This window comes from Bradyrhizobium sp. Ghvi (assembly GCF_900115265.1).
Taxonomy (GTDB): Bacteria; Pseudomonadota; Alphaproteobacteria; order Rhizobiales; family Xanthobacteraceae; genus Bradyrhizobium.
This window is the reverse complement of the sequence record NZ_FOVU01000008.1, coordinates 218,690-239,936: the sequence shown is the minus strand read 5'-3', so window position 1 is coordinate 239,936 and position 21,247 is coordinate 218,690. Positions and strand designations below refer to the sequence as shown.

Genomic DNA, 21,247 nt, shown 5'->3' with positions numbered 1-21,247 from the left:
AAGCCGTGGGCGGCACGCCCCGGCGCTACTGCGCCGGGACCTTGTCCGGCTGCATGGCGGCCATGGCGCGGCTCTTGAAGTAGTCGAGCACGAACAAGCGGATCGCCGAGGACAAATTGCCCTGCTGGCGCGCGCCGTCGATCTCGCCGACGAGCTCGGACAGCGTCATGTTGCGCAGGCTCGAGATCTCTTTCATGCCGTTCCAGAACGCCTCTTCCAGGCTGACGCTCGTCTTGTGGCCGGCGACCACGATCGAACGCTTCACGACGGGCGACTTCATGGCTGGTCCTCGCGATCGATCCGATGCTGGTCCAGATGTGCCTTCGCCTGGTCCGCCTGCTTCTCCTCCGCCGATCGCTCGGCTTTCGTACGGCCGAACTTCGTTCGGTTGGCGTCCGCCTGCTTCGCCGACGCTTCCCGCTCGGCGCGCTTCCTGAAACGATTCAGGTTGATGACGTTCCCCATGCCGCGTCTCCATCATCCGATCCTTTCCGGGCAGGATGAAACATTCAGAAACCGGGCGCCGCGTTGCGCCCCAAAAGACTTGATCGTCATTCGCTCGTCCTCGTCAATCGGCCTCAGGGACCATCAAACGATGATTTCGCCCATCAGGGGCTGTAGGGCCTTGCGTACCACCCGCGCCCCCGGCCACATTGACGGTAATCAAATCCCGTCCTTTAAGCCCCAATAATTATGAACTTTAGGCCTCCGTATCATTACGGATGGCTATCGGAATTCGGAATTCATCCTGGCCGCGTCATCTTGTCCGGCTGCACCAAGCGGTCGAATTCGTCGGCCGAGACGAAGCCGAGCCGCAGCGCCTCTTCCTTCAGCGTGGTGCCATTGGCATGCGCGGTCTTGGCGACCTTGGCTGCGTTGTCGTAGCCGATCTTCGGCGCCAGCGCGGTCACCAGCATCAGCGAACGCTCCATCAGCTCCTTGATGTGCTTCCGGTCGGCGCGGATGCCGCTGACGCAATGTTCGGTGAAGGAGCGCGCCGCGTCCGCCATCAGGCGGATCGAGTGCAGCATGTTGTAGGCGAGAACGGGCTTGTAGACGTTGAGCTCGAAATGGCCCTGGCTGCCTGCGACCGTGATTGCCATGTGATTGCCGAACACCTGGCAGCATACCATGGTCATCGCCTCGCACTGCGTCGGATTGACCTTGCCCGGCATGATCGACGAGCCCGGCTCGTTCTCCGGCAGGATCAATTCGCCGAGGCCCGAGCGTGGGCCCGACCCGAGCAGGCGGATATCGTTGGCGATCTTGAACAGGCCTGTCGCGACGGAATTGATGGCGCCGTGCGCCAGCACATAGGCGTCGTTGGAGGCCAGCGCCTCGAATTTGTTGGCGGCGCTGGTGAAGGGCAGTTTCGTGATCTTGGCGACGTGCTTGGCGAACAGCTTTGCAAAGCGTGGCTTGGAGTTGAGGCCGGTACCGACGGCGGTGCCGCCCTGCGCCAATGGATAGAGGTCTTTCACCGCGAGCTTCAGCCGCGTGATGCCGCTTTCGACCTGGGCGGCGTAGCCGGAGAATTCCTGACCGAGCGTCAGCGGCGTCGCGTCCTGGGTGTGAGTGCGGCCGATCTTCACGATGTCAGCAAAATCCTTCTCCTTCTTGCGCAGCGCGCGGTGCAGCTCGCCGAGAGCGGGAATGAGATCAGCGATGATGCGGCCTGCGGCCGCGACATGCATCGCGGTGGGGAAAGAGTCGTTCGACGACTGGCTCATGTTGACGTGATCGTTGGGATGTACCGGCTTCTTGGCGCCGAGCTCGCCCCCGAGCAGCTCATTGGCGCGGTTGGCGATGACCTCGTTGAGGTTCATGTTGCTCTGGGTACCCGAGCCGGTCTGCCACACGACAAGAGGAAAATGGTCATCGAGCTTGCCCTCGATCACCTCATGTGCGGCGCGGATGATGGCGTTGGCGCGGCGCTTGTCGAGCAGGCCGAGCTCAAGATTGGACTGTGCGGCCGCTAGCTTGACGACGCCGAGGGCATGCACGAGCGAGATCGGCATGCGATCGACGCCGATGCGAAAATTCTGCCGCGAACGTTCGGTCTGTGCTCCCCAATAGCGATCGGCGGGGACCTCGATGGGACCAAAGCTGTCGGTCTCGATGCGGGTCGCGGGGCGGGCGGTCTTCCCGCGGGCAGGTTTGGCCATGAGCACATCCATTCTGCCGTGCGGAATTTCGCGCGGCTTTCATGCTCATCTATATAGGGAGTTTGGCCGGGCGCGATGGCTTCACGCCCAGGCTAGATCATTTCTTGCGGAAACGGTCGAGCCGAACGACTTCGGCGCCGCCCTGGTTCGGCGGTGGCGGCTCGTCCGTGCTCTCTGCCGCCTCGGTAGCTGGCGCAGGCATCGCGACGGCGGACGGGGCAGGGGCCGCCGGCAAATTCTCGCCCGCGACTTCGGCGACATCGGAGGTGTCGAACTGGAGGCCGAATTTCACTGACGGGTCGAGGAAGCTCTTGATGGCGCTGAACGGCACGACCAACCGTTCTGGAATGCCGCCGAAGGACAGCCCGACCTCGAAACGGTCCTCGAGCACGGTCAGGTCCCAGAACTGGTGCTGCAGGATGATCGTCATCTCTTCCGGATACTGCGCCAGGAGCCGCGGCGACAGCTTCACGCCCTCCGCCTTGGACACGAAGGTTATGAAGAAGTGGTGCTCGCCCGGCAGACCGTTGGCTGCGGCATCGGTCAGCACCTTGCGCAGCACGCCGCGCAACGCGTCGCGGGCCAGCACATCGTATCGGATATGATCGGTCGCCATGATGGTCCTGTTGCATCCCGAAGCCAGGCCCTGCCGGCCCGACTCGCCAAGCCGCAATAGTACCGCGGCTGACGGGTCAGCAGGAGTCCCCGCCGGGAAGGAAATCAGAGGTAAGTGGAGGCTTCTGTTGCCAGGTGCCTCCGAACCCCGCCTAACGGAGCTTAACCCGTTAGGACTTTAAAGTGGTCTTTCAAACTGCGTTACGCAGCCTGAGCAACCGGAGCAAAGTTGTCGTTGGCAACTATTGCAGTAGCCCGATAACGGCGGAACAATACCGGGAAAAAGTACGCCCTTTACGCCCTCGTCGATCCTATTTCGCCCCCGCCAAAGCCCGCTCTCGGGTGAGCCCGCTGGTGGGCTTTGGTGGAGGCGCCGGGTACCGCCCCCGGGTCCGAATGGTTTATTGCGACGACCGTTTATTTCCATAGCCGGCGAACCGGCACCCCCAATATAGGGGGCAAAGGTTTCAAAAAACAGGGGTTTCGAGTGGGCAAGGCACGGTTCCCTTTGGATAGGTCGGTGATGGTGCACGGCCCGATCTTTTGCCGCATCCCAAGCCGCGTTCTAAGCTCCTGACATGTCCACGGATTCAGCACCGGCCCTGCAAGAGCCGGATCAGGGACTTGCTCTCCCTGCCGCCCACGCCCCGTTGCCCGGCCTGCTCGCCCTATTCCTGGCCTTTGCCCGGATGTCGCTGGCCGGTTTTGGCGGCGTTCTGGTCTTCGCCCGGCGCGCCATCGTCGAGCAGCACCGCTGGATGACGCCAGACCAGTTCAACGAGACCTTTGCGCTCTGCCATTTCCTGCCGGGGCCCAACATCGTCAACCTGTCGATGGTGTTCGGATCCCGGCTGCGCGGGATCGCCGGCGGCGTCGCTGCCTTCACCGGATTGCTGCTGCCACCGACGCTGATCATGACCGTGCTTGCGATCATCTACGCCCGGTTTGGCGACGTGGAGGTGCTCCGTCGTAGTCTCGCGGGCATTTCCTGCGCCGCGGTTGGCCTCTTGATCGCGGTGGTCTTCCGGATGATGACGCCGCTGCTCAAGCGAATGGACATCGTCGTGCTCGTCTTGGTGCTCGGCGTATTCCTGGCCATCGGCGTGCTGCGCCTGCCGCTGCAGGCGGTGCTGCTGGTCGCGATCCCGCTCAGCGTCGGCGCCACCTATGTGATGCGACGGAAGATAGCAGCATGAGCAGCGAGAATCCGATCTGGGCGTTGATCTCGACATTTGCTCTGATGTCGTTGTTCGCGGTCGGGGGCGCAGCGGCCGCTGTGCCCGAGATGCATCGCATCGCCGTCGATGTGCACCATTGGATGACCGACAAGCAGTTCACCGACGCCTATGCGATCGCGCAACTCTCGCCGGGTCCGAACGTGCTTATCGTCACGTTAATCGGCTATGCCGTGGCCGGCATTCCTGGCGCGCTGGCGGCAACGCTGGCGATGTGCCTGCCGACGGCGCTGCTTGCCTATTGCGTCAGCCGCCTCTTGAACCGGCCGAGCCAGTCCCGCTGGCCCGCCTTGATTCAGGCTGCACTGGTTCCGCTCTCGATCGGATTGATGGCAGCCAGCGCTCTGATCCTGGCCCAGTCGACGGATCGCACCATTGCTGCACTGCTTCTGACCGCGACGGTTGCAGCGATCGCCTCGATCTCGCGCGTCAATCCACTGTGGCTTCTGCTCATAGGAGGCCTGTTGGGTTTTGCTGGCATTGTGTGATGAAAATCGCTAGGCAGGATCCGGGCGGGTATCCAGTTCCAGCCGATTAGAACAACAGTGCTCGTGACTTACGGGTCGCGGAGGAGACATGCATGGCCGACACAATGGGCCACTCGGCGACGACAGCCGGCCGAAACGCGTCGGTGGCGCTTGGCTTCTGCCTATTGGCGCTCGCGCCGCAGATTTTCGAATTCATCTGGTCGATCGGGACCATCTTTGGCTGGGGTGCCGGGCGGGGTCCCGCCACAGTCTTGATCAGCCACGTCACAGCGCTCGTTGCGGGTGCGCCCGCTGCGCTGATTGGCGCGGTCGGCGGTGACGCCAAGAAGGCGTCGTCGGACGTTCTGCTGGCGCTGATCTATTCCTATCCGCTGTTTGCGGTGGCGATCGTCACGCTGTTCATGACGATCAGGTCGGGCCAGGACTATATCGGCGGCGTCATCCTGATGGCGCTCGCGCTGTTCGCCCTGTGGGCCTCGAGCGATTTGCAGGGCATGCGTGGCTTCTCCTTCGGTGCAGGCACCGCACCGCGCATGTTCGGCGGACTGCTTGTGGCTCTGTCCGCCGGCATCGCCTTGACGGGCCTTTTGAACGAGGGGCCGGCGCTCGCACCTTATTCCTGGCGTGGGCCGCTGTTCGTGATGTGCGCGATCCTGTTTTTTGCGCTGGCGATCCGGCCGCTGGGCCTCGTGTTCTCGGCGTTCGTGAGCTTCATGATTGCCGCGCTCGGATCGCATGAAACGCGCTGGGTGGAGGCGGCCATCGTCGGCGCCTGCCTGACGGTCGGCTGCGCGCTGCTGTTTCCCTACGTGCTCGGCCTGCCGATGCCGATGTTCCCGCGTTTCCTGGCTCAGTGAGGCTGTCATGGAGCTTTTTGCCAACCTCGCTCACGGATTTGCCGTCGCTTTCTCGCCGATCAACCTTCTGATGTGCCTGATCGGCGCGCTCGTCGGCACGCTGGTTGGCGTGCTGCCGGGCATCGGCACCATTGCCACCGTCGCGATGCTGCTGCCGATCACCTTCGGACTGCCGCCGGTCGGTGCCCTGATCATGCTCGCCGGCATCTATTACGGTGCCCAGTATGGCGGCTCGACCACCTCGATCCTGGTGAACATTCCAGGCGAAGCGACATCGGTCGTCACCGCCATCGATGGCCACGCGATGGCCAAGCAGGGCCGTGCCGGCCCGGCGCTGGCGATCGCCGCGATCGGCTCGTTCTTCGCCGGCTGCGTCGCGACCGTGCTTATCGCCGTGCTCGGCGCGCCGCTGACCAAGCTCGCGCTGGCGTTCGGTCCGGCGGAATACTTCTCGCTGATGGTGCTCGGCCTGATCTTCGCCGTCGTGCTCGCCAAGGGCTCGGTGCTGAAGGCGATCGCGATGATCGTGTTCGGATTGCTGCTGTCGATGGTCGGCTCGGACATCGAGACCGGTGCCTCGCGCATGGCGTTCAACATTCCGGAGCTTGCCGACGGCCTCGGCTTTGCGACGGTGGCGATGGGCGTGTTCGGCTTTGCCGAGATCATCCGCAACCTCGACGCCGGCGCCGAGATGAACCGCGATCTCGTGCAGCAGAAGATCACCGGCCTGATGCCGACCAAAAAGGACCTGATCGACTCGACGCCTGCGATCCTGCGCGGCACAGTGCTCGGCTCGATCCTCGGTATCCTGCCCGGCGGCGGCGCTGTCATCGCATCGTTTGCGGCTTACACGCTCGAAAAGAAGCTCGCCAGGAACCCATCGCGGTTCGGCCGCGGCGCGATCGAGGGCGTGGCGGCTCCGGAAAGCGCCAACAACGCCGCGGCGCAGACCTCATTCATCCCGCTGCTTACCCTCGGCATTCCGCCGAACGCGGTGATGGCGCTGATGGTCGGCGCGATGACCATCCATGGTATCGTGCCGGGCCCGCAGGTGATGCAGAAGCAGCCGGACCTTGTTTGGGGCATGATCGCCTCGATGTGGATCGGCAATCTGATGCTGATCATCATCAACCTGCCGTTGGTTGGCATCTGGGTCCGCCTCTTGCGCGTGCCGTACCGGCTGATGTTCCCCTCGATTGTGATCTTCTGCGCGATCGGCATCTACTCGGTGAACAACGCACCGGTCGACGTCATCCTCGCAGGCGTGTTCGGTCTGGTCGGCTACTGGCTGATCAAGCACGATTTCGAGCCGGCGCCGCTGCTGCTCGGCATGGTGCTCGGACCGCTGATGGAAGAGAACCTGCGTCGCGCGCTGCTGATCTCGCGTGGCGACTGGAGCGTATTCCTGACGCGACCGCTGTCGGCGGTGCTGCTCGCGATCGCGGCCTTCCTGCTGGTGCTGACGCTGTTGCCGATGCTGCGCGCCAAGCGCGATGAGGTGTTCACCGAATCCGAGAACTGATCGCAGTGCAACAGGCGATTTAACTAGTAAGATCAAGCCGATAGGCGCGGGGCGGGACGCTAGTTCCGCCCCTTGTCGTTTGCGCCGGGGGCTCTCACTTTTCCGGGTATAATCGGTGGAGACAGCGAATCGCCGCTGTCGCGGCGCGGGGGTGGCCGTTAAGTTCGCCGCCTCCCCAAAGGCTGCCGTGTTTCTAAAGGTTTGGGCATATGCACCAGTATCAGGACCTGCTCGAGCGGATTCTTTCAGACGGCGCCGAGAAGACCGACCGGACTGGCACCGGCACCCTGTCGGTGTTCGGCCATCAGATGCGCTTCAATCTGTCCGCCGGCTTTCCGATGTTGACCACCAAACGGCTGCCGCTGAAAGCGATCGTGCACGAGCTGTTGTGGTTCCTGAAGGGCGACACCAACATCAAATATCTGAAGGACAACGGCGTCACCATCTGGGACGAATGGGCCGACGCCAATGGCGATCTCGGCCCGGTCTACGGCCATCAATGGCGCTCATGGCCAACGCCGGACGGTGGCAGCATCGACCAGATCGCCAAGGTCATCGACATGATCAAGCGCACCCCGGATTCGCGCCGGCTGATCGTCACCGCCTGGAATCCGGCGGACGTCGACAAGATGGCGCTGCCGCCCTGCCACCTGCTGTTCCAGTTCTATGTCGCCAACGGCAAGCTGTCGTGCCAACTCTATCAGCGCTCGGCCGACGTCTTTCTCGGCGTGCCCTTCAACATCGCGTCTTACGCGCTGCTGACCATGATGGTGGCGCAGGTCACCGGCTTGAAGCCCGGCGACTTCGTGCATTCGCTCGGCGACACCCATCTCTATTCCAATCATCTGGAACAGGCGCGTCTCCAGCTCACGCGCGCACCGCGCGCCTTGCCGGTGATGCGGATCAACCCTGATGTGAAGGACATCTTCTCCTTCCGCTACGAGGACTTCGAGCTCGTCGGCTACGACCCACATCCGCACATCAAGGCGGAAGTCGCGGTCTAGCATCGATGCCGCTCAGCATCCGCCGCGCGCGCCCGGGCGAAGCCGGGCTCGTCCTTGATTTCGTCCGCGAGCTTGCCGAATACGAAAAGCTCTCGCACGAGGTCGAAGCGAGCGAAGCTGATATCGCGGACGCATTGTTCGGCAGCGATCCCAGGCTGTTTTGTGCGATTGCCTGCTGGGACGGCGAGCCGGTCGGCTTTGCGGTTTGGTTCCTGAATTTCTCCACCTTCAGCGGCCGCTACGGCATCTATCTCGAAGATTTGTACGTGCGGCCGTCGCATCGCGGCAAAGGCCTCGGCAAGGCGCTGCTGGTCTATCTCGCAAAGGAATGCGTCGACAATGGCTGGCCGCGCCTGCAATGGGCGGTGCTCGACTGGAACGCGCCGTCCATCGCATTCTACAAGTCGCTCGGCGCGGTGATGCTCGACGACTGGACGCTCTGCCGCGTCTCTGGCCCTGCGCTCACGCGGCTTGCAGGAGGCGAGGCCTGATGGAGATCGTGTTCGTCGTTGCGATCGCGGAGAACGGAATCATCGGCGCTGGCAATGCGATCCCCTGGCGGCTGAAATCCGATATGGCGCGCTTCAAGGCGCTCACCATCGGCAAGCCCGTGATCATGGGCCGCAAGACCTTCGAATCCTTGCCCGGGCGCCGCCCGCTTCTGAACCGCACCAACATCGTCATCACGCGCGATGCGGATTATCGCGCTGCTGGCGCCATCGTCACGACATCGGCGGTCGACGCGGGTGCGGTCGCGCTTGGCGACGCCCTGCGGCGTTCGGTCGCCGAGATCGCGGTGATCGGCGGTGCCGAAATCTACCGGCAATGGCTCGATCGTGCCGACCGCCTCGAGATCACCGAAGTGCACGCACGTCCCGACGGCGACACGCATTTCGCCATCGACAAGGCGCAGTGGCAGGAGACCGAGCGTGTTCGCCATCCGGCCGGACCTGACGACACCGCCGACTACTCCTATGTGACATATCGTCGGCGACCACCCCATTAACTGCGTTCGCCAATGTTAACATTGACTTTTCTGCCTCCGAGCTTAGCTCGAAGGGCGGTCAGGCTTGCGTTGTAAGGGCCCTTTCGGTCCCCTATAAAGCCGGACCGGACAATGCGGGCCGGCTGAAGTTCTAGTCCCGGTCTGCCGAGGAGAGCGTCGAATGCCGTGGAAGAATCAGGGCGGTGGCCCTTGGGGCTCGGGTCCGAAAGGACCATGGGGCACAGGCCCGCAACCGGTCGGGCCAAGGCCGCCGGATCTGGAAGACCTTCTGCGGCGCGGCCAGGACCGGCTCCAGCAGATCATGCCGGGCGGCTATTTCTCCGGCGTCGGCATCACGCTGATCCTGCTCATCATCGTCGCGCTCTGGCTGCTGTCGGGCTTCTTCCGCGTGCAGTCCGAAGAGCAGGGCGTCGTGCTCCGCTTCGGCAAGCATGTGCGCACCGTCGATCCGGGCCTGAACTACCATCTGCCCTATCCGATCGAGACCGTGCTGCTGCCGAAGGCGCTGCGCGTCTCCACCATTTCCATCGGCATGACGCTGATCGACGATCCGGCCCGCCGCGGCCGCTCGATCCGAGACGTGCCTGAAGAGAGCCTGATGCTGACCGGCGACGAGAACATCGTCGATGTCGACTTCACCGTGCTCTGGCGCATCAAGCCCAACGGCGTCGGCAACTTCCTGTTCAACATCCAGAATCCGGAGGGCACCGTGAAGGCGGTCGCCGAAAGCGCGATGCGCGAGGTGATCGGCCGTTCCAACATCCAGCCGATCCTGACCGGCGCGCGGACGCAGACCGAGACCACCGTGCAGGATCTGATGCAGAAGACGCTCGACGGCTATGGCGCCGGCATCCAGATCACCCAGGTGCAGATGCAGAAGGTCGATCCGCCGGCGCAGGTGATCGATGCGTTCCGCGACGTGCAGGCGGCGCGAGCCAATCTCGAGCAGTTGCAGAACGAAGCACAGACCTATGCCAACAAGGTCGTGCCGGAAGCGCGCGGCAAAGCAGCTCAGATCCTCCAAGCGGCCGAAGGCTACAAGGAGCAGGCGGTCGCCGAGGCCAAGGGCCAGAGCGCTCGCTTCCTGAAAGTGTACGAGGAATACAAGAAGGCGCCCGACGTGACGCGTGAACGGATCTATCTGGAGACGATGGAGCGCGTGCTCGGCGGCTCGGACAAGCTGATTTATGACGGAAGCTCGTCGGGCCAGGGCATCGTGCCCTATCTGCCGCTCAATGAACTGTCGGCCAAGAAGCCCACGACAGCAGGCCAGCAGCCGAGCGGAGGTACCCGATGAGGTCTCCCGTGACAGGCTTTGTCGCGCTGCTTGCGGCGCTCCTGGTCGTGATCGTCGGCTACATGTCGCTGTTCACGGTGCAGCAGACCGAGCAGACCATCGTGCTGCAATTCGGCAAGCCCGTGGATGTCGTCACCGATCCCGGGCTGCACTTCAAGGCGCCGTGGAACTCCGTGATCAACATCGACAAGCGGATCCTCGATCTCGAGAACCCGTCGCAGGAGGTGATTGCCTCCGACCAGAAGCGGCTCGTGGTCGACGCTTTTGCCCGCTACCGCATCAAGGACGCGCTGCGCTTTTATCAGAGCGTCGGCTCGATCCAGGCGGCGAACCTCCAGCTCACCTCGCTGTTGAACGCGGCACTGCGCCGCGTGCTCGGCGAGGTCAATTTCATCACCGTGGTGCGTGATGAGCGCGAGAAGCTGATGGGACGTATCCGCGAGCAGCTCGACCACGAGGCCGACGGTTACGGCATCGAGGTGGTCGACGTCCGTATTCGCCGCGCCGATCTACCGGAGCAGAACAGCCAGGCGGTGTACGACCGGATGAAGTCCGAGCGCCAGCGCGAAGCAGCCGAGTTCCGCGCGCAGGGTGGCCAAAAGGCGCAGGAAATCCGCTCCAAAGCGGACCGCGATGTCACTGTCATCATTGCCGATGCGAACTCGCAGGCCGAGCAGACGCGCGGCGTGGGCGATGCCGAGCGCAACCGTCTCTTTGCCGAAGCCTATGGCAAGGATGCTGACTTCTTCGCCTTCTACCGGTCGATGACGGCCTATGAGACCGGGCTGAAGAAGGACGACACCCGTTACCTGCTGCGGCCGGACTCGGATTTCTTCCGGTATTTTGGTAACCCGTCCGGCAAGACGCCGGCCGAGACGCCGGCGAAACCATAAGCTAGACAAGGGCGGCGGTTTCGGCCGCCCTTCGTCCAAACAAAGAACAGCATCACGGGAGGTTCCAATCCGATGAGGTCCATTGCGTTCGCCGACTTCCTCATCGGCTTAGGCATCCTGTTCGTGCTCGAAGGCTTGATGTTCGCGGCAAGTCCGGCCTGGATGCGCAAGGCCATGAAGAGCGCCATTGCCACGCCGGACAATATCCTCCGGGCGGTCGGGATCGGATCGGCGGTCGCCGGCTTGATCCTGATCTGGGTCATGCGACGCCCGATGTAGCCGCAGCGCCAACGCCAAAGTGAAGGCGAGAGGCGGCTTTTCGCCGTATGATTGTCGACTTGAGGCCCGTTAAGCTCCGCGCTTGCGCCGTGCCCCCGTTCGAGCGCAGTCTTGACGCCGAATCCTTTTCTCTGGAGACCACAATGACCGCTGCCACCATTGTCCCGACCCGTTTGCGCCAACACGCGCGATTTGGGCTGGCCGCGCTCGCGCTCGGTGCTTTCAGCGTGTTCGGCTCGCCGGCACATGCGCGCGGACCGGAGGGCATCGCCGACGTTGCCGAGAAAGTAATCGACGCGGTCGTCAACATCTCGACCTCGCAGACCGTCGAGGCCAAGGGCGGCGGCAGCAACACCATGCCGCAACTGCCGCCTGGCTCGCCGTTCGAGGAGTTCTTCGACGACTTCTTCAAGAACCGCAAGGGTCCCGGCGGCAGCAAGGGCGGCGACAACGGCAGTGGCCCGCCGCGCAAGACCAATTCGCTTGGCTCCGGCTTCATCATCGACACGTCAGGCGTCGTCGTCACCAACAACCACGTCATTGCGGATGCCGACGAGATCAACGTCATCCTCAACGACGGCACCAAGATCAAGGCGGAGCTTGTCGGTGTAGATAAGAAGACCGACCTCGCCGTGTTGAAGTTCAAGCCGCCGAAGCCGCTCGTTGCAGTGAAGTTCGGCGACTCCGACAAGCTGCGTTTGGGTGACTGGGTGGTCGCGATCGGCAACCCGTTCAGCCTAGGGGGCACGGTGACCGCGGGCATCGTCTCGGCCAAGAATCGCGACATCTCCTCGGGACCATATGACAGCTATATCCAGACTGATGCCGCCATCAACCGCGGCAATTCCGGCGGCCCGCTGTTCAATCTCGAAGGCGATGTCATCGGCGTCAACACCCTGATCATCTCGCCCTCCGGCGGCTCGATCGGCATCGGCTTCGCCGTGCCTTCGAAGACGGTCGCTGGAGTCGTCGACCAGCTCCGCCAGTTCGGCGAATTGCGTCGCGGCTGGCTTGGCGTGCGCATCCAGAGCGTCACCGACGAAATCGCCGAGAGCCTCAACATCAAGCCGGCGCGAGGCGCGCTGGTGGCGGGTATCGACGACAAGGGCCCGGCCAAGCCTGCCGGCATCGAGCCCGGCGACGTTGTCGTCAAGTTCGACGGCAAGGACGTCAAGGACCCGAAGGACCTGTCGCGCGTCGTCGCCGACACCGCCGTCGGCAAGGAGGTCGACGTCGTCATCATCCGCAAGGGCGAGGAGCAGACCAAGAAGGTCACGCTCGGTCGCCTGCAGGATCCCGAAAAGGTGCAGGCCGCGGTGAAGACCGACGAGCCTCCGCCGGAGAAGCCGGTGACGCAGAAGGCGCTCGGCCTCGATCTCGCCGTGCTGAACAAGGATTTGCGCGCGCGCTACAAGATCAAGGACAGCGTCAAGGGTGTGGTCGTCACCAATGTCGACGCCAACTCCGATGCCGCCGAGAAGCGGCTTTCCGCCGGCGACGTCATCGTCGAAGTCGCGCAGGAAGCCGTCTCGAGCGGCGCCGACGTCCAGAAGCGGATCGACCAGATCAAGAAGGACGGCAAGAAGTCCGCGCTGCTGCTGGTGTCGAACGGTGACGGCGAGCTTCGGTTTGTGGCGCTGAGCGTGCAGTAGTACATCGGTCATTCCGGGGCGATGCGCAGCATCGAACCCGGAATCTCGAGGTTCCGGGTCTGGTGCTTGCGCACCATCCCGGAACGACGCGCGGCTACCCCTCCACGAACTCGTCCCGCCGATACCCCTGCGCATACAGCAGCGCGGTGAGATCGCCGTGATCGATCCGTGCGGCCGCTGCCGCAGCGACCGCCGGCTTGGCGTGATACGCGACACCCAGTCCTGCCGCCTGGATCATGGCCAGATCATTCGCGCCGTCGCCTACGACCACCGAGTCGACGTCGTCGAGGTCGAACGATTCCATCAGCTCCACCAGCGTCGCGAGCTTGGCCGCACGGCCCAGGATCGGCTCCTTGACCTCGCCGCTGAATTTTCCGTCGTGCACGACAAGCTCGTTGGCGCGATTCTCCTGGAAGCCGAGCTTGGCGGCGACCGCGCTGGTGAACAGCGTGAAGCCGCCGGAGACGAGGCAGGTATAGGCGCCGTGGGCACGCATGGTCGCGACCAATTCGCGGCCGCCCGGGGTCAACGTGATGCGCTTGGCCAGCACTTCGTCGACGACGCTGGCGGGCAGGTCTTTCAGCAGCGCGACGCGCTCGCGCAGTGCCGGCTCGAACTCGATCTCGCCACGCATCGCGCGTTCGGTGATGGCGGCCACGTGGGCCTTCATCCCGACAAGATCGGCGAGCTCGTCGATGCATTCCTGGCCGATCATGGTGGAATCCATGTCGGCGAGAAAAAGCTTCTTGCGCCGGAAGCCGGCAGGCTGCACGACGATGTCGATCGGCAGGTCGCCGCGAAGCTCGCGGAGGCGCTGTTCGATGGCGTGACGGTCGCTTTCGAGGTTACTGTCGGCGCCGAAGGGAATGTCGACCGCAACCCCGTCGAACAGCCAGTGCGCTGGTTGCGCCTTCGGCAGCACGGCGCGGGCGCCGTCGACGATGGTAGAGTCGAGCGCGGGATTGGCGGGATTGCAGATCAGCGTGGCGACGAGGGACATTTGAGGTTTTCGTGAGCGAGGGGCATCCGATCAAGGCCGTGCTTATCGCAGGCCCGACCGCCAGCGGCAAGTCGGCGCTGGCGCTGGAGCTTGCCTCGCGCGCGGACGGCGTCGTCATCAATGCCGATTCGATGCAGGTCTATCGTGACCTCCGCATCATCACGGCGCGTCCGACGCAGGATGAGGAAACGCGCGTCCCGCACCGCCTCTATGCCCATGTCGATGCGGCCGTGAATTTCTCGGCGGGTGCCTGGGTGGCTGATGCCGCGAAAGCGCTGGAAGAGGCGAGGGCAGGGGGCCGCCTGCCGATCTTGATCGGCGGCACCGGGTTGTATTTCAAGGCGCTGACGGCAGGCCTCTCGGTGGTGCCACCGATCCCGGCAGAGCTGCGCGAGGACGTTCGCGCGCGACTGGAGCGGAACGGCGTCGAGGCGCTGCATGCGGAACTGGCGATCCGCGACCCGCGTGCGGCCGAGCGATTGAACTTGCGCGACCGCACACGGATCGCGCGTGCGCTTGAGGTGATCGAGGCGACCGGCCGCTCGCTGCTCGACTGGCACCATGAGGGCCAGCCGCCGCTGTTGTCGAAGGATAGCTTTCGTGCGGTGTTTCTCGCTCCCGAACGCGACGAACTCTATGCCCGCATCGACGCCCGGTTTGACGCCATGCTGGGCGCGGGCGCCCTCGATGAGGTCGAGCGGCTCGCCGCCCGCGGCCTCGACCCGCTGCTGCCAGCCATGAAGGCCCATGGTGTACCGGCCCTGATCCGGCATTTGCGCGGTGAGCTCAGCCTGGAAGAGGCTGCCACGATCGCTCGCGCCGATACCCGCCACTATGCCAAGCGGCAATTCACCTGGTTCAGGCACCAATTGCCGGAGTTCGAATGGGTGAAGCCGGAGCAGGCGAAGCGATGGCTGGCGGCGGCTGCCGACGGGGCCCGGGCTTCTGGTTGACACGCTTTTGTGCCGAGCTTCTCGATTTTACCTCTCGCCGAACTCGGGGAACGCCGCTACACTGCTAAAATCGCGCGGGAACAGCCGCATTGCCTTGACATCCAGGCTTTGGCCGCTATGGTTCGCGCAACCTTTGGGAAGCCGAGCGCCTGCCATGCGTAACATTATTACCAAACTCCTTATCGCCGTCGTACCCAGGCACACCGCCGGGGGTGGCTAGCTGCCATCCACATGACAGGCGGTGTGCAGGGTCCCTCTTCGGGGCCTTTTTTATTTCCCGAAACCGACACGAACGAAGCCGCTGACGTTAGCGCATCCGGAGCAAGCCAATGAGCGACAAGAGCCACGATTCGAACCAGATGACGGGCGCCGCGATGATCGTCCGCGCGCTCATCGATCACGGCGTGACCGATATTTTCGGCTATCCGGGCGGCGCCGTGCTTCCGATCTATGACGAGATCTTTCAGCAGAGCGAGGTCCAGCACATCCTGGTCCGCCATGAGCAGGGCGCCGGTCATGCCGCCGAAGGCTATGCGCGCTCGACCGGCAAGCCCGGCGTGGCGCTGGTGACCTCAGGTCCTGGCGCGACCAACATGGTGACGCCGCTGACCGATGCGCTGATGGACTCGATCCCGCTGGTCTGCATCTCCGGCCAGGTGCCTACGCATCTGATCGGCAACGATGCGTTCCAGGAATGCGACACCGTCGGGATTACGCGCCCCTGCACCAAGCACAACTGGCTGGTGCGCGACGTCAACGATCTCGCAAAGGTCCTGCACGAGGCCTTCTACGTCGCGACCACGGGCCGTCCGGGCCCGGTGCTGGTCGACGTTCCCAAGGATGTGCAGTTCGCGACCGGCACCTATCATCCGCCGCGCAAATCCGACGTGCACCGCTCTTATGCGCCGCGCGTCAAGGGCGATGCGACGCAGATCCGCAAGGCCGTGTCGCTGCTCGCCAGTGCCAAGCGCCCCGTGATCTATAGCGGCGGCGGCGTGATCAATTCCGGCCCCGAAGCGACCAAGCTGCTGCGCGAACTGGTCGAGGTCACCGGAATCCCGATCACGTCCACGCTGATGGGGTTGGGTGCATATCCTGCGTCGGGCAAGAACTGGCTCGGCATGCTCGGCATGCACGGCACCTACGAGGCCAACATGACCATGCATGATTGCGACGTCATGCTGTGCGTCGGCGCGCGCTTCGACGATCGCATCACCGGCCGTGTCGATGCGTTCTCGCCGGGCTCGAAGAAGATCCACATCGACATCGATCCCTCCTCGATCAACAAGAACATCCGCGTCGACGTGCCGATCATCGGCGATTGCGGCAACGTCCTCGGTGACATCCTCCAGGTGTTCAAGGCGGAGGCGAAGAAGCCCGACATCAAGGCGTGGTGGCAGCAGATCGCGCAGTGGCGCGCGCGCAACTCGCTCTATTACAAGAAGAGCAACGACGTCATCCTGCCGCAGCACGCGATCCAGAGCCTGTTCGAGGCGACGCGCGGCAAGGACACCTACATCACGACCGAGGTCGGCCAGCATCAGATGTGGGCGGCGCAGTTCTACGGATTCGAGGAGCCGCATCGCTGGATGACATCGGGCGGTCTCGGCACCATGGGCTACGGCCTGCCGGCCGCGGTCGGCGTGCAAGTGGCGCACCCGGACAGCCTCGTCATCGACATTGCAGGCGACGCCTCGGTGCAGATGACGATCCAGGAGATGTCGACGGCGGTTCAGTACGAACTGCCGATCAAGATCTTCATCCTGAACAACCAGTACATGGGCATGGTGCGGCAGTGGCAGCAGTTGCTCCACGGCAACCGCCTGTCGCATTCCTACTCCGAGGCGCTGCCGGATTTCGTCAAGCTCGCGGAAGCCTATGGCGCGGTCGGTCTCCAGGTCACCAAGCCTGCCGATCTCGACGGTGCCATCAAGGAGATGATCGCGGTCAAGCGCCCGGTGCTGTTCGACTGCCGTGTCGCAGCGCTGGAGAATTGTTTCCCGATGATTCCCTCCGGCAAGGCTCATAACGAGATGTTGCTGCCGGAGCAGGCCAATGATGAGGCCACGGCCAAGGCCTTCGCCGGCGGCAAGGCTCTGGTGTGAGCACGATAGATTTGAGGGGATGATAATGAACCAGCCCGCATCCGCGTACTTCATCGAAGAACGCCACGATCCGAACGAGACACACACGCTGGCCGTGCTGGTGCAGAACGAGCCGGGCGTGCTCGCGCGCGTCATCGGCCTGTTCTCCGGCCGCGGCTACAACATCGAGAGCCTCACGGTCTCGGAGACCGAAGCGCAGAAGCATCTGTCGCGCATCACCATCGTCACCACAGGGACGCCGATGGTGATCGCGCAGATCAAGCACCAGCTCGACCGCATGGTTCCGGTTTACCAGGTCGTCGACATGACCCAGACCCGCCGCTCGATCGAGCGCGAGCTGGCGATGGTGAAGGTGCGCGGGCAGGGCGAACACCGCGTCGAGTCTCTGCGGCTGGCTGATGCCTTCCGAGCCCGCGTGATCGACGCCACCACCGAGAGCTTCGTGTTCGAGATCACAGGCAATACGGACAAGATCAACCAGTTTATCGACCTGATGCGCCCGCTCGGTCTTGTCGAGGTGTCGCGCACCGGCGTTGCCGCGATCGGTCGCGGGCCTGAAGGGATGTGAACCATGCTGGCGCGCGACTGGTACTATAACGAGCGGAACCGGATGGGCATCGAGCCCGCGGTGGCGTCGATCTACGACGCCCACGACGATGCCGATCTGCGGGCGCGCGCCGCACTGAAGATGCTTGGAGTCCAGCGTGGCTGGCGCATCGCGGACATCGGCTGCGGCAACGGCGTGCTCGCCACCGAAGCTGCGCTGATGGGCGCCGAGGTCGATGCCATCGACATCTCGCCGGCGATGCTGGCGCTCGCCGAGATCTATGCGCGCGACCGCAAGGCACCCGTGCGCATGCAATCGGCCGGCCTGCTCAGCTTCGCCTACCGACCGGACTCCTACGATTTGATCGTCAGCGAGTTCACGCTGCATCATCTGCCGGACTTCTGGAAAGTGGTGGCGATGTCGCGGATATTTCGTGCGCTGAAGCCCGGCGCGAGCTTCTACTTGCGCGACATCGTCTATGCGTCGATGCCCGATGCGATCGAGCGCGACGTCGAGCAATGGGCCGACTACCAGATCAAGAATCATGATTTCTCGCGCGAGAGCGTGGTGACGCATATGCGCGACGAATATTCCACCTTCGGCTGGGTGATGGAGCGGATGCTGACCGATGTCGGCTTCACGTTGGTCTCGGCCGACTATCACGCACCGATGCACGGCACTTATCTGCTGAGGAAACCGAAAGCCGGCGAGCAAGGCTAAACAAGAACAATTGGCAGGGCTGCACGACAGGGCAGAACCGGAAACAACAATGAAGCCGGCCGACATCCTTATCGCCCTCATGGTGGCGATCATCTGGGGACTTGCCTTCGTGGCGAGCCGAATCGCGCTCGATGAATTTTCGCCGGAGCTGATGACAGCGATGCGTTTTTCCATCGCTGCGCTGCCGTGCCTGTTCATTCCGAGACCGAAGGTCGCCTGGCCGCTCCTCATCTCGATCAGTTTTACGCTGTTTCTCGGGCAATTCCTGTCGCAGGCCTACGGGATTGCCCATGGCGTGCCGGTGGGCCTGACGTCGGTCGTCGTACAGAGCCAGGCGCTGTTCACCATCGGTTTTGCCGCGATCGCCTTCGGCGAGCGTCCGACGCCGGCGCAGACGCTGGGAATCGCTATCGCCGCCGTCGGGCTGCTGATGATCTGCGGCACGGTCGGCTATGATTTCAGCGTCGGTGCCTTCGCGGTGCTGATGATTGCACCGGTCAGTTTTGCGATCGGTAATTTGTTGCTGCGTGGCGCCCGCGGTGTGCCGATGTTCGATCTGTTCGCCTGGCTCTGTCTTGTGACCGCCGTGCCGCTGTTCGCGCTGACGCTCGTCGTCAACGGGCCGGCGCCCACCTTTCTGTCGCTGATCCATATGTCGCTGACCGGCCTCGTCTGTCTGCTGGTGATTGGCGCGATCTCCACCAGCATCGCCTATTGGCTGTGGGGCCGCCTCTTGCGCGATTATCCGGCGGCGCAGGTGGTGCCATTCGCGCTGCTGGTGCCGTTCGTCGGCTCCGCCGCCTCCAGCATCGTGTTCGGCGAACGGTTCGGCCCACTGCGCCTCGCCGGCATGCTCACCGTGATCGGCGGGATCGCCGTCATGGTGCTGGTCCGACGCCCGCAAGCCTTACCGAAGACTGCGTGAGGTAACTATGGCCTATTCGCTGTTCTACGCTTTTCTCGCCTTCATGGTGGTGATGTATTTCACGCCGGGGCCGAACAACATCATGCTGTTGTCCTCCGGCCTGACCTACGGCTTCCGCCGCACCATTCCGCACATTGTCGGCATCGTCCTCGGCTTTGCCTTCATGGTCGGCACCGTCGGTCTCGGGCTCGGCACCGTCTTCCTGGCCTATCCGATCCTCCAGACCATCCTGAAATATGCCGGCGCCGCTTACCTGATCTATCTTGCTGCCGTGATCGCCGTGTCCGGCCCGGCCAAGCCGGGCGAAGCGGACCGCCGCGGCCCGATGACCTTCTGGGGCGCTGCCATGTTCCAGTGGATCAACGCCAAGGGCTGGGTGATCGTGATCGGCACCATCACCGCCTATGCGGCGATTGCCCAGTTTCCGGTCAACATCGCGATCCAGACCCTGATCAGCCTCTTGGTCGGCACGGTCTCGACCGTGGTCTGGGCTCTCTTCGGCACTGCACTACGACCCGTGCTGACCTCGGAGCGGCTGGTCCGCGCCTTCAATATCCTGATGGCGCTGCTGCTGCTCGCCTCGCTCTACCCCGTTTTCATGGATGCATGATGTCGCGGATTTCCATGCAGAAACGGGTTTCCCTCAGGGCTGAAAATGCTCTAGACAGCCCCCGAAATCCGCAAATTCCACCCTTCGGACACTGACCCATCGGCCGATTTTGGCCCTCAACGAGGAAACGACTATGCGTGTTTATTACGATCGCGACGCCGACCTGAACCTGATCAAGGGGAAGAAGGTCGCCATCGTCGGCTATGGCAGCCAGGGCCATGCCCATGCGCTCAACCTGAAGGACTCCGGCGTCAAGGAAGTGGCGATTGCGCTGCGTAAGGACTCGAGCTCGGTGAAGAAGGCGGAAGCTGCCGGCTTCAAGGTGATGGAAGTCGCCGAGGCCGCTAAATGGGCCGACCTCGTCATGATGCTGACCCCGGACGAGCTCCAGGGCGACATCTATCGCGAGCACCTGCACGACAACATGAAGAAGGGCGCTGCTCTCGTGTTCGCGCACGGCCTCAACGTCCACTTCAACCTGCTCGACCCGCGCGCCGACCTCGACGTGCTGATGATCGCGCCGAAGGGTCCCGGTCACACCGTGCGTTCGGAGTATCAGCGCGGCGGCGGCGTGCCCTGCTTGATCGCGATCGCGAAGGACGTCTCGGGCAACGCCCATGACCTCGGGCTGTCCTATGCCTCCGCTGTTGGCGGTGGCCGCGCCGGCATCATCGAGACCACCTTCAAGGAAGAGTGCGAGACCGATCTGTTCGGCGAGCAGGTCGTGCTCTGCGGCGGCCTGGTCGAGCTGATCAAGGGCGGCTACGAGACCCTGGTCGAGGCCGGCTACGCGCCGGAGATGGCCTATTTCGAGTGCCTGCACGAAGTGAAGCTGATCGTCGACCTGATCTATGAAGGCGGCATCGCCAACATGAACTACTCGATCTCCAACACGGCCGAGTACGGCGAGTACGTCACCGGTCCGCGCATCATCACGGACGAGACCAAGAAGGAGATGCGGAAGGTTCTGGCCGATATTCAGGGCGGCAAGTTTGCCCGCGACTGGATGCTCGAGAACAAGGTCAACCAGACCTCGTTCAAGGCGACCCGCGCCAAGCTCGCTTCCCATCCGATCGAGGAAGTCGGCGCGAAGCTCCGCGACATGATGCCCTGGATCAAGAAGGGCGCGCTGGTCGACAAGTCGAAGAACTGACGGCATCGCCGTCATTCCGGGGGCGCGCTATGCGCCCCGGAATGACGAGCCAACCAAATCTTAAATCTTCGCGGATATATTGGAGCGAGATCGCGGACAGCGGTCTCGCTCTTTTCATCTCGCGCGAAGCATTGCGACTTCATCCAAATTCTTCGCGAGTTGAAGTGCTCCCAGAGAGCCAAGGACTGACGCTTAAACCACATTCTTGGATTCGCGTCGTT

Annotated in this window: 23 protein-coding genes and 1 other RNA gene; 18 read left to right on the top strand and 6 right to left on the bottom strand. The window is 63.3% G+C overall.

Features of this window, described 5'->3' with window-relative positions; all coding sequences use genetic code 11:
• Positions 1-25: 25 nt before the first annotated feature.
• The 5 genes from BM374_RS27690 to ssrA form a co-directional block, all read right to left on the bottom strand.
• Positions 26-280: a ribbon-helix-helix domain-containing protein gene (locus tag BM374_RS27690; protein ID WP_092299679.1), complete on the bottom strand. Its 255-nt coding sequence runs from the start codon at positions 278-280 to the stop codon at positions 26-28.
• On the bottom strand, positions 277-465 hold the full coding sequence (locus BM374_RS27685) for a DUF4169 family protein (RefSeq protein ID WP_092299676.1): 189 nt from the start codon (positions 463-465) through the stop codon (positions 277-279). Before BM374_RS27685 ends, BM374_RS27690 begins: the two co-directional genes overlap by 4 nt.
• Positions 466-743: 278 nt before the next feature.
• On the bottom strand, positions 744-2,177 hold the full coding sequence (gene fumC, locus BM374_RS27680) for a class II fumarate hydratase (protein ID WP_092299673.1): 1,434 nt from the start codon (positions 2,175-2,177) through the stop codon (positions 744-746).
• Positions 2,178-2,262: 85 nt separating this feature from the next.
• The gene (locus BM374_RS27675) at positions 2,263-2,781 is read right to left on the bottom strand and encodes an SspB family protein (RefSeq protein WP_092299670.1); all 519 of its coding nucleotides are present in this window, start codon (positions 2,779-2,781) and stop codon (positions 2,263-2,265) included.
• A gap of 113 nt (positions 2,782-2,894) precedes the next feature.
• Positions 2,895-3,261: a transfer-messenger RNA gene (gene ssrA / locus BM374_RS27670) on the bottom strand.
• A gap of 97 nt (positions 3,262-3,358) precedes the next feature.
• On the opposite strand from ssrA, the gene BM374_RS27665 reads away from it, so the two are divergent.
• From BM374_RS27665 to BM374_RS27615, 11 genes are all read left to right on the top strand, one after another.
• A complete protein-coding gene (locus BM374_RS27665) occupies positions 3,359-3,976 on the top strand; it encodes a chromate transporter (RefSeq protein ID WP_092299667.1) in 618 nt (205 codons plus the stop codon).
• Complete coding sequence (locus tag BM374_RS27660) at positions 3,973-4,503, top strand: chromate transporter (RefSeq protein WP_092299664.1); 531 nt, start codon at positions 3,973-3,975, stop codon at positions 4,501-4,503. Before BM374_RS27665 ends, BM374_RS27660 begins: the two co-directional genes overlap by 4 nt.
• Positions 4,504-4,595: 92 nt before the next feature.
• Positions 4,596-5,360, top strand: a complete 765-nt coding sequence (locus BM374_RS27655; protein WP_092299661.1) for a tripartite tricarboxylate transporter TctB family protein — start codon at positions 4,596-4,598, stop codon at positions 5,358-5,360.
• 7 nt (positions 5,361-5,367) lie between these two features.
• Positions 5,368-6,882 (top strand): tripartite tricarboxylate transporter permease, encoded by a 1,515-nt coding sequence (locus BM374_RS27650; protein ID WP_092299658.1) that lies wholly within the window; start codon positions 5,368-5,370, stop codon positions 6,880-6,882.
• A gap of 209 nt (positions 6,883-7,091) precedes the next feature.
• On the top strand, positions 7,092-7,886 hold the full coding sequence (locus BM374_RS27645; protein WP_063689078.1) for a thymidylate synthase: 795 nt from the start codon (positions 7,092-7,094) through the stop codon (positions 7,884-7,886).
• A 5-nt stretch (positions 7,887-7,891) separates the two neighbouring features.
• On the top strand, positions 7,892-8,377 hold the full coding sequence (locus BM374_RS27640) for a GNAT family N-acetyltransferase (RefSeq protein WP_092299655.1): 486 nt from the start codon (positions 7,892-7,894) through the stop codon (positions 8,375-8,377).
• Positions 8,377-8,892: a dihydrofolate reductase gene (locus BM374_RS27635; RefSeq protein ID WP_092299653.1), complete on the top strand. Its 516-nt coding sequence runs from the start codon at positions 8,377-8,379 to the stop codon at positions 8,890-8,892. The genes BM374_RS27640 and BM374_RS27635 overlap by 1 nt, the downstream gene beginning before the upstream one ends.
• 160 nt (positions 8,893-9,052) lie before the next feature.
• On the top strand, positions 9,053-10,189 hold the full coding sequence (hflK, locus tag BM374_RS27630) for an FtsH protease activity modulator HflK (RefSeq protein WP_092299650.1): 1,137 nt from the start codon (positions 9,053-9,055) through the stop codon (positions 10,187-10,189).
• Positions 10,186-11,082, top strand: coding sequence for a protease modulator HflC (hflC, locus tag BM374_RS27625; protein WP_092299647.1), 897 nt, complete (start codon positions 10,186-10,188; stop codon positions 11,080-11,082). Before hflK ends, hflC begins: the two co-directional genes overlap by 4 nt.
• 72 nt (positions 11,083-11,154) lie before the next feature.
• The gene (locus BM374_RS27620) at positions 11,155-11,361 is read left to right on the top strand and encodes a DUF2065 domain-containing protein (protein WP_092299644.1); all 207 of its coding nucleotides are present in this window, start codon (positions 11,155-11,157) and stop codon (positions 11,359-11,361) included.
• A gap of 143 nt (positions 11,362-11,504) precedes the next feature.
• Complete coding sequence (locus tag BM374_RS27615) at positions 11,505-13,013, top strand: Do family serine endopeptidase (protein ID WP_092299641.1); 1,509 nt, start codon at positions 11,505-11,507, stop codon at positions 13,011-13,013.
• 94 nt (positions 13,014-13,107) lie between these two features.
• Here BM374_RS27615 and serB read toward each other — a convergent pair whose 3' ends face one another.
• Positions 13,108-14,013 carry a phosphoserine phosphatase SerB gene (gene serB, locus BM374_RS27610; RefSeq protein ID WP_092299638.1) on the bottom strand — a complete coding sequence of 302 codons (906 nt, stop codon included), beginning with the start codon at positions 14,011-14,013 and terminating at the stop codon, positions 13,108-13,110.
• 11 nt (positions 14,014-14,024) lie between these two features.
• Here serB and miaA point away from each other — a divergent pair, with 11 nt between their 5' ends.
• From miaA to ilvC, 7 genes are all read left to right on the top strand, one after another.
• Positions 14,025-14,966 (top strand): tRNA (adenosine(37)-N6)-dimethylallyltransferase MiaA, encoded by a 942-nt coding sequence (miaA, locus tag BM374_RS27605; RefSeq protein WP_092299635.1) that lies wholly within the window; start codon positions 14,025-14,027, stop codon positions 14,964-14,966.
• 329 nt (positions 14,967-15,295) lie between these two features.
• Positions 15,296-17,071, top strand: a complete 1,776-nt coding sequence (locus BM374_RS27600) for an acetolactate synthase 3 large subunit (protein ID WP_092299632.1) — start codon at positions 15,296-15,298, stop codon at positions 17,069-17,071.
• 25 nt (positions 17,072-17,096) lie between these two features.
• Positions 17,097-17,639 (top strand): acetolactate synthase small subunit, encoded by a 543-nt coding sequence (gene ilvN / locus BM374_RS27595; RefSeq protein WP_092299629.1) that lies wholly within the window; start codon positions 17,097-17,099, stop codon positions 17,637-17,639.
• 3 nt (positions 17,640-17,642) lie between these two features.
• Complete coding sequence (locus BM374_RS27590; protein WP_092299626.1) at positions 17,643-18,338, top strand: class I SAM-dependent methyltransferase; 696 nt, start codon at positions 17,643-17,645, stop codon at positions 18,336-18,338.
• Positions 18,339-18,387: 49 nt separating this feature from the next.
• Positions 18,388-19,263, top strand: a complete 876-nt coding sequence (locus BM374_RS27585; RefSeq protein ID WP_092299622.1) for an EamA family transporter — start codon at positions 18,388-18,390, stop codon at positions 19,261-19,263.
• A gap of 7 nt (positions 19,264-19,270) precedes the next feature.
• Positions 19,271-19,873, top strand: a complete 603-nt coding sequence (locus BM374_RS27580; RefSeq protein WP_092299619.1) for a LysE family translocator — start codon at positions 19,271-19,273, stop codon at positions 19,871-19,873.
• Between the two features lie 133 nt (positions 19,874-20,006).
• Positions 20,007-21,026 (top strand): ketol-acid reductoisomerase, encoded by a 1,020-nt coding sequence (ilvC, locus tag BM374_RS27575; protein ID WP_092299617.1) that lies wholly within the window; start codon positions 20,007-20,009, stop codon positions 21,024-21,026.
• Positions 21,027-21,247: the final 221 nt, after the last annotated feature.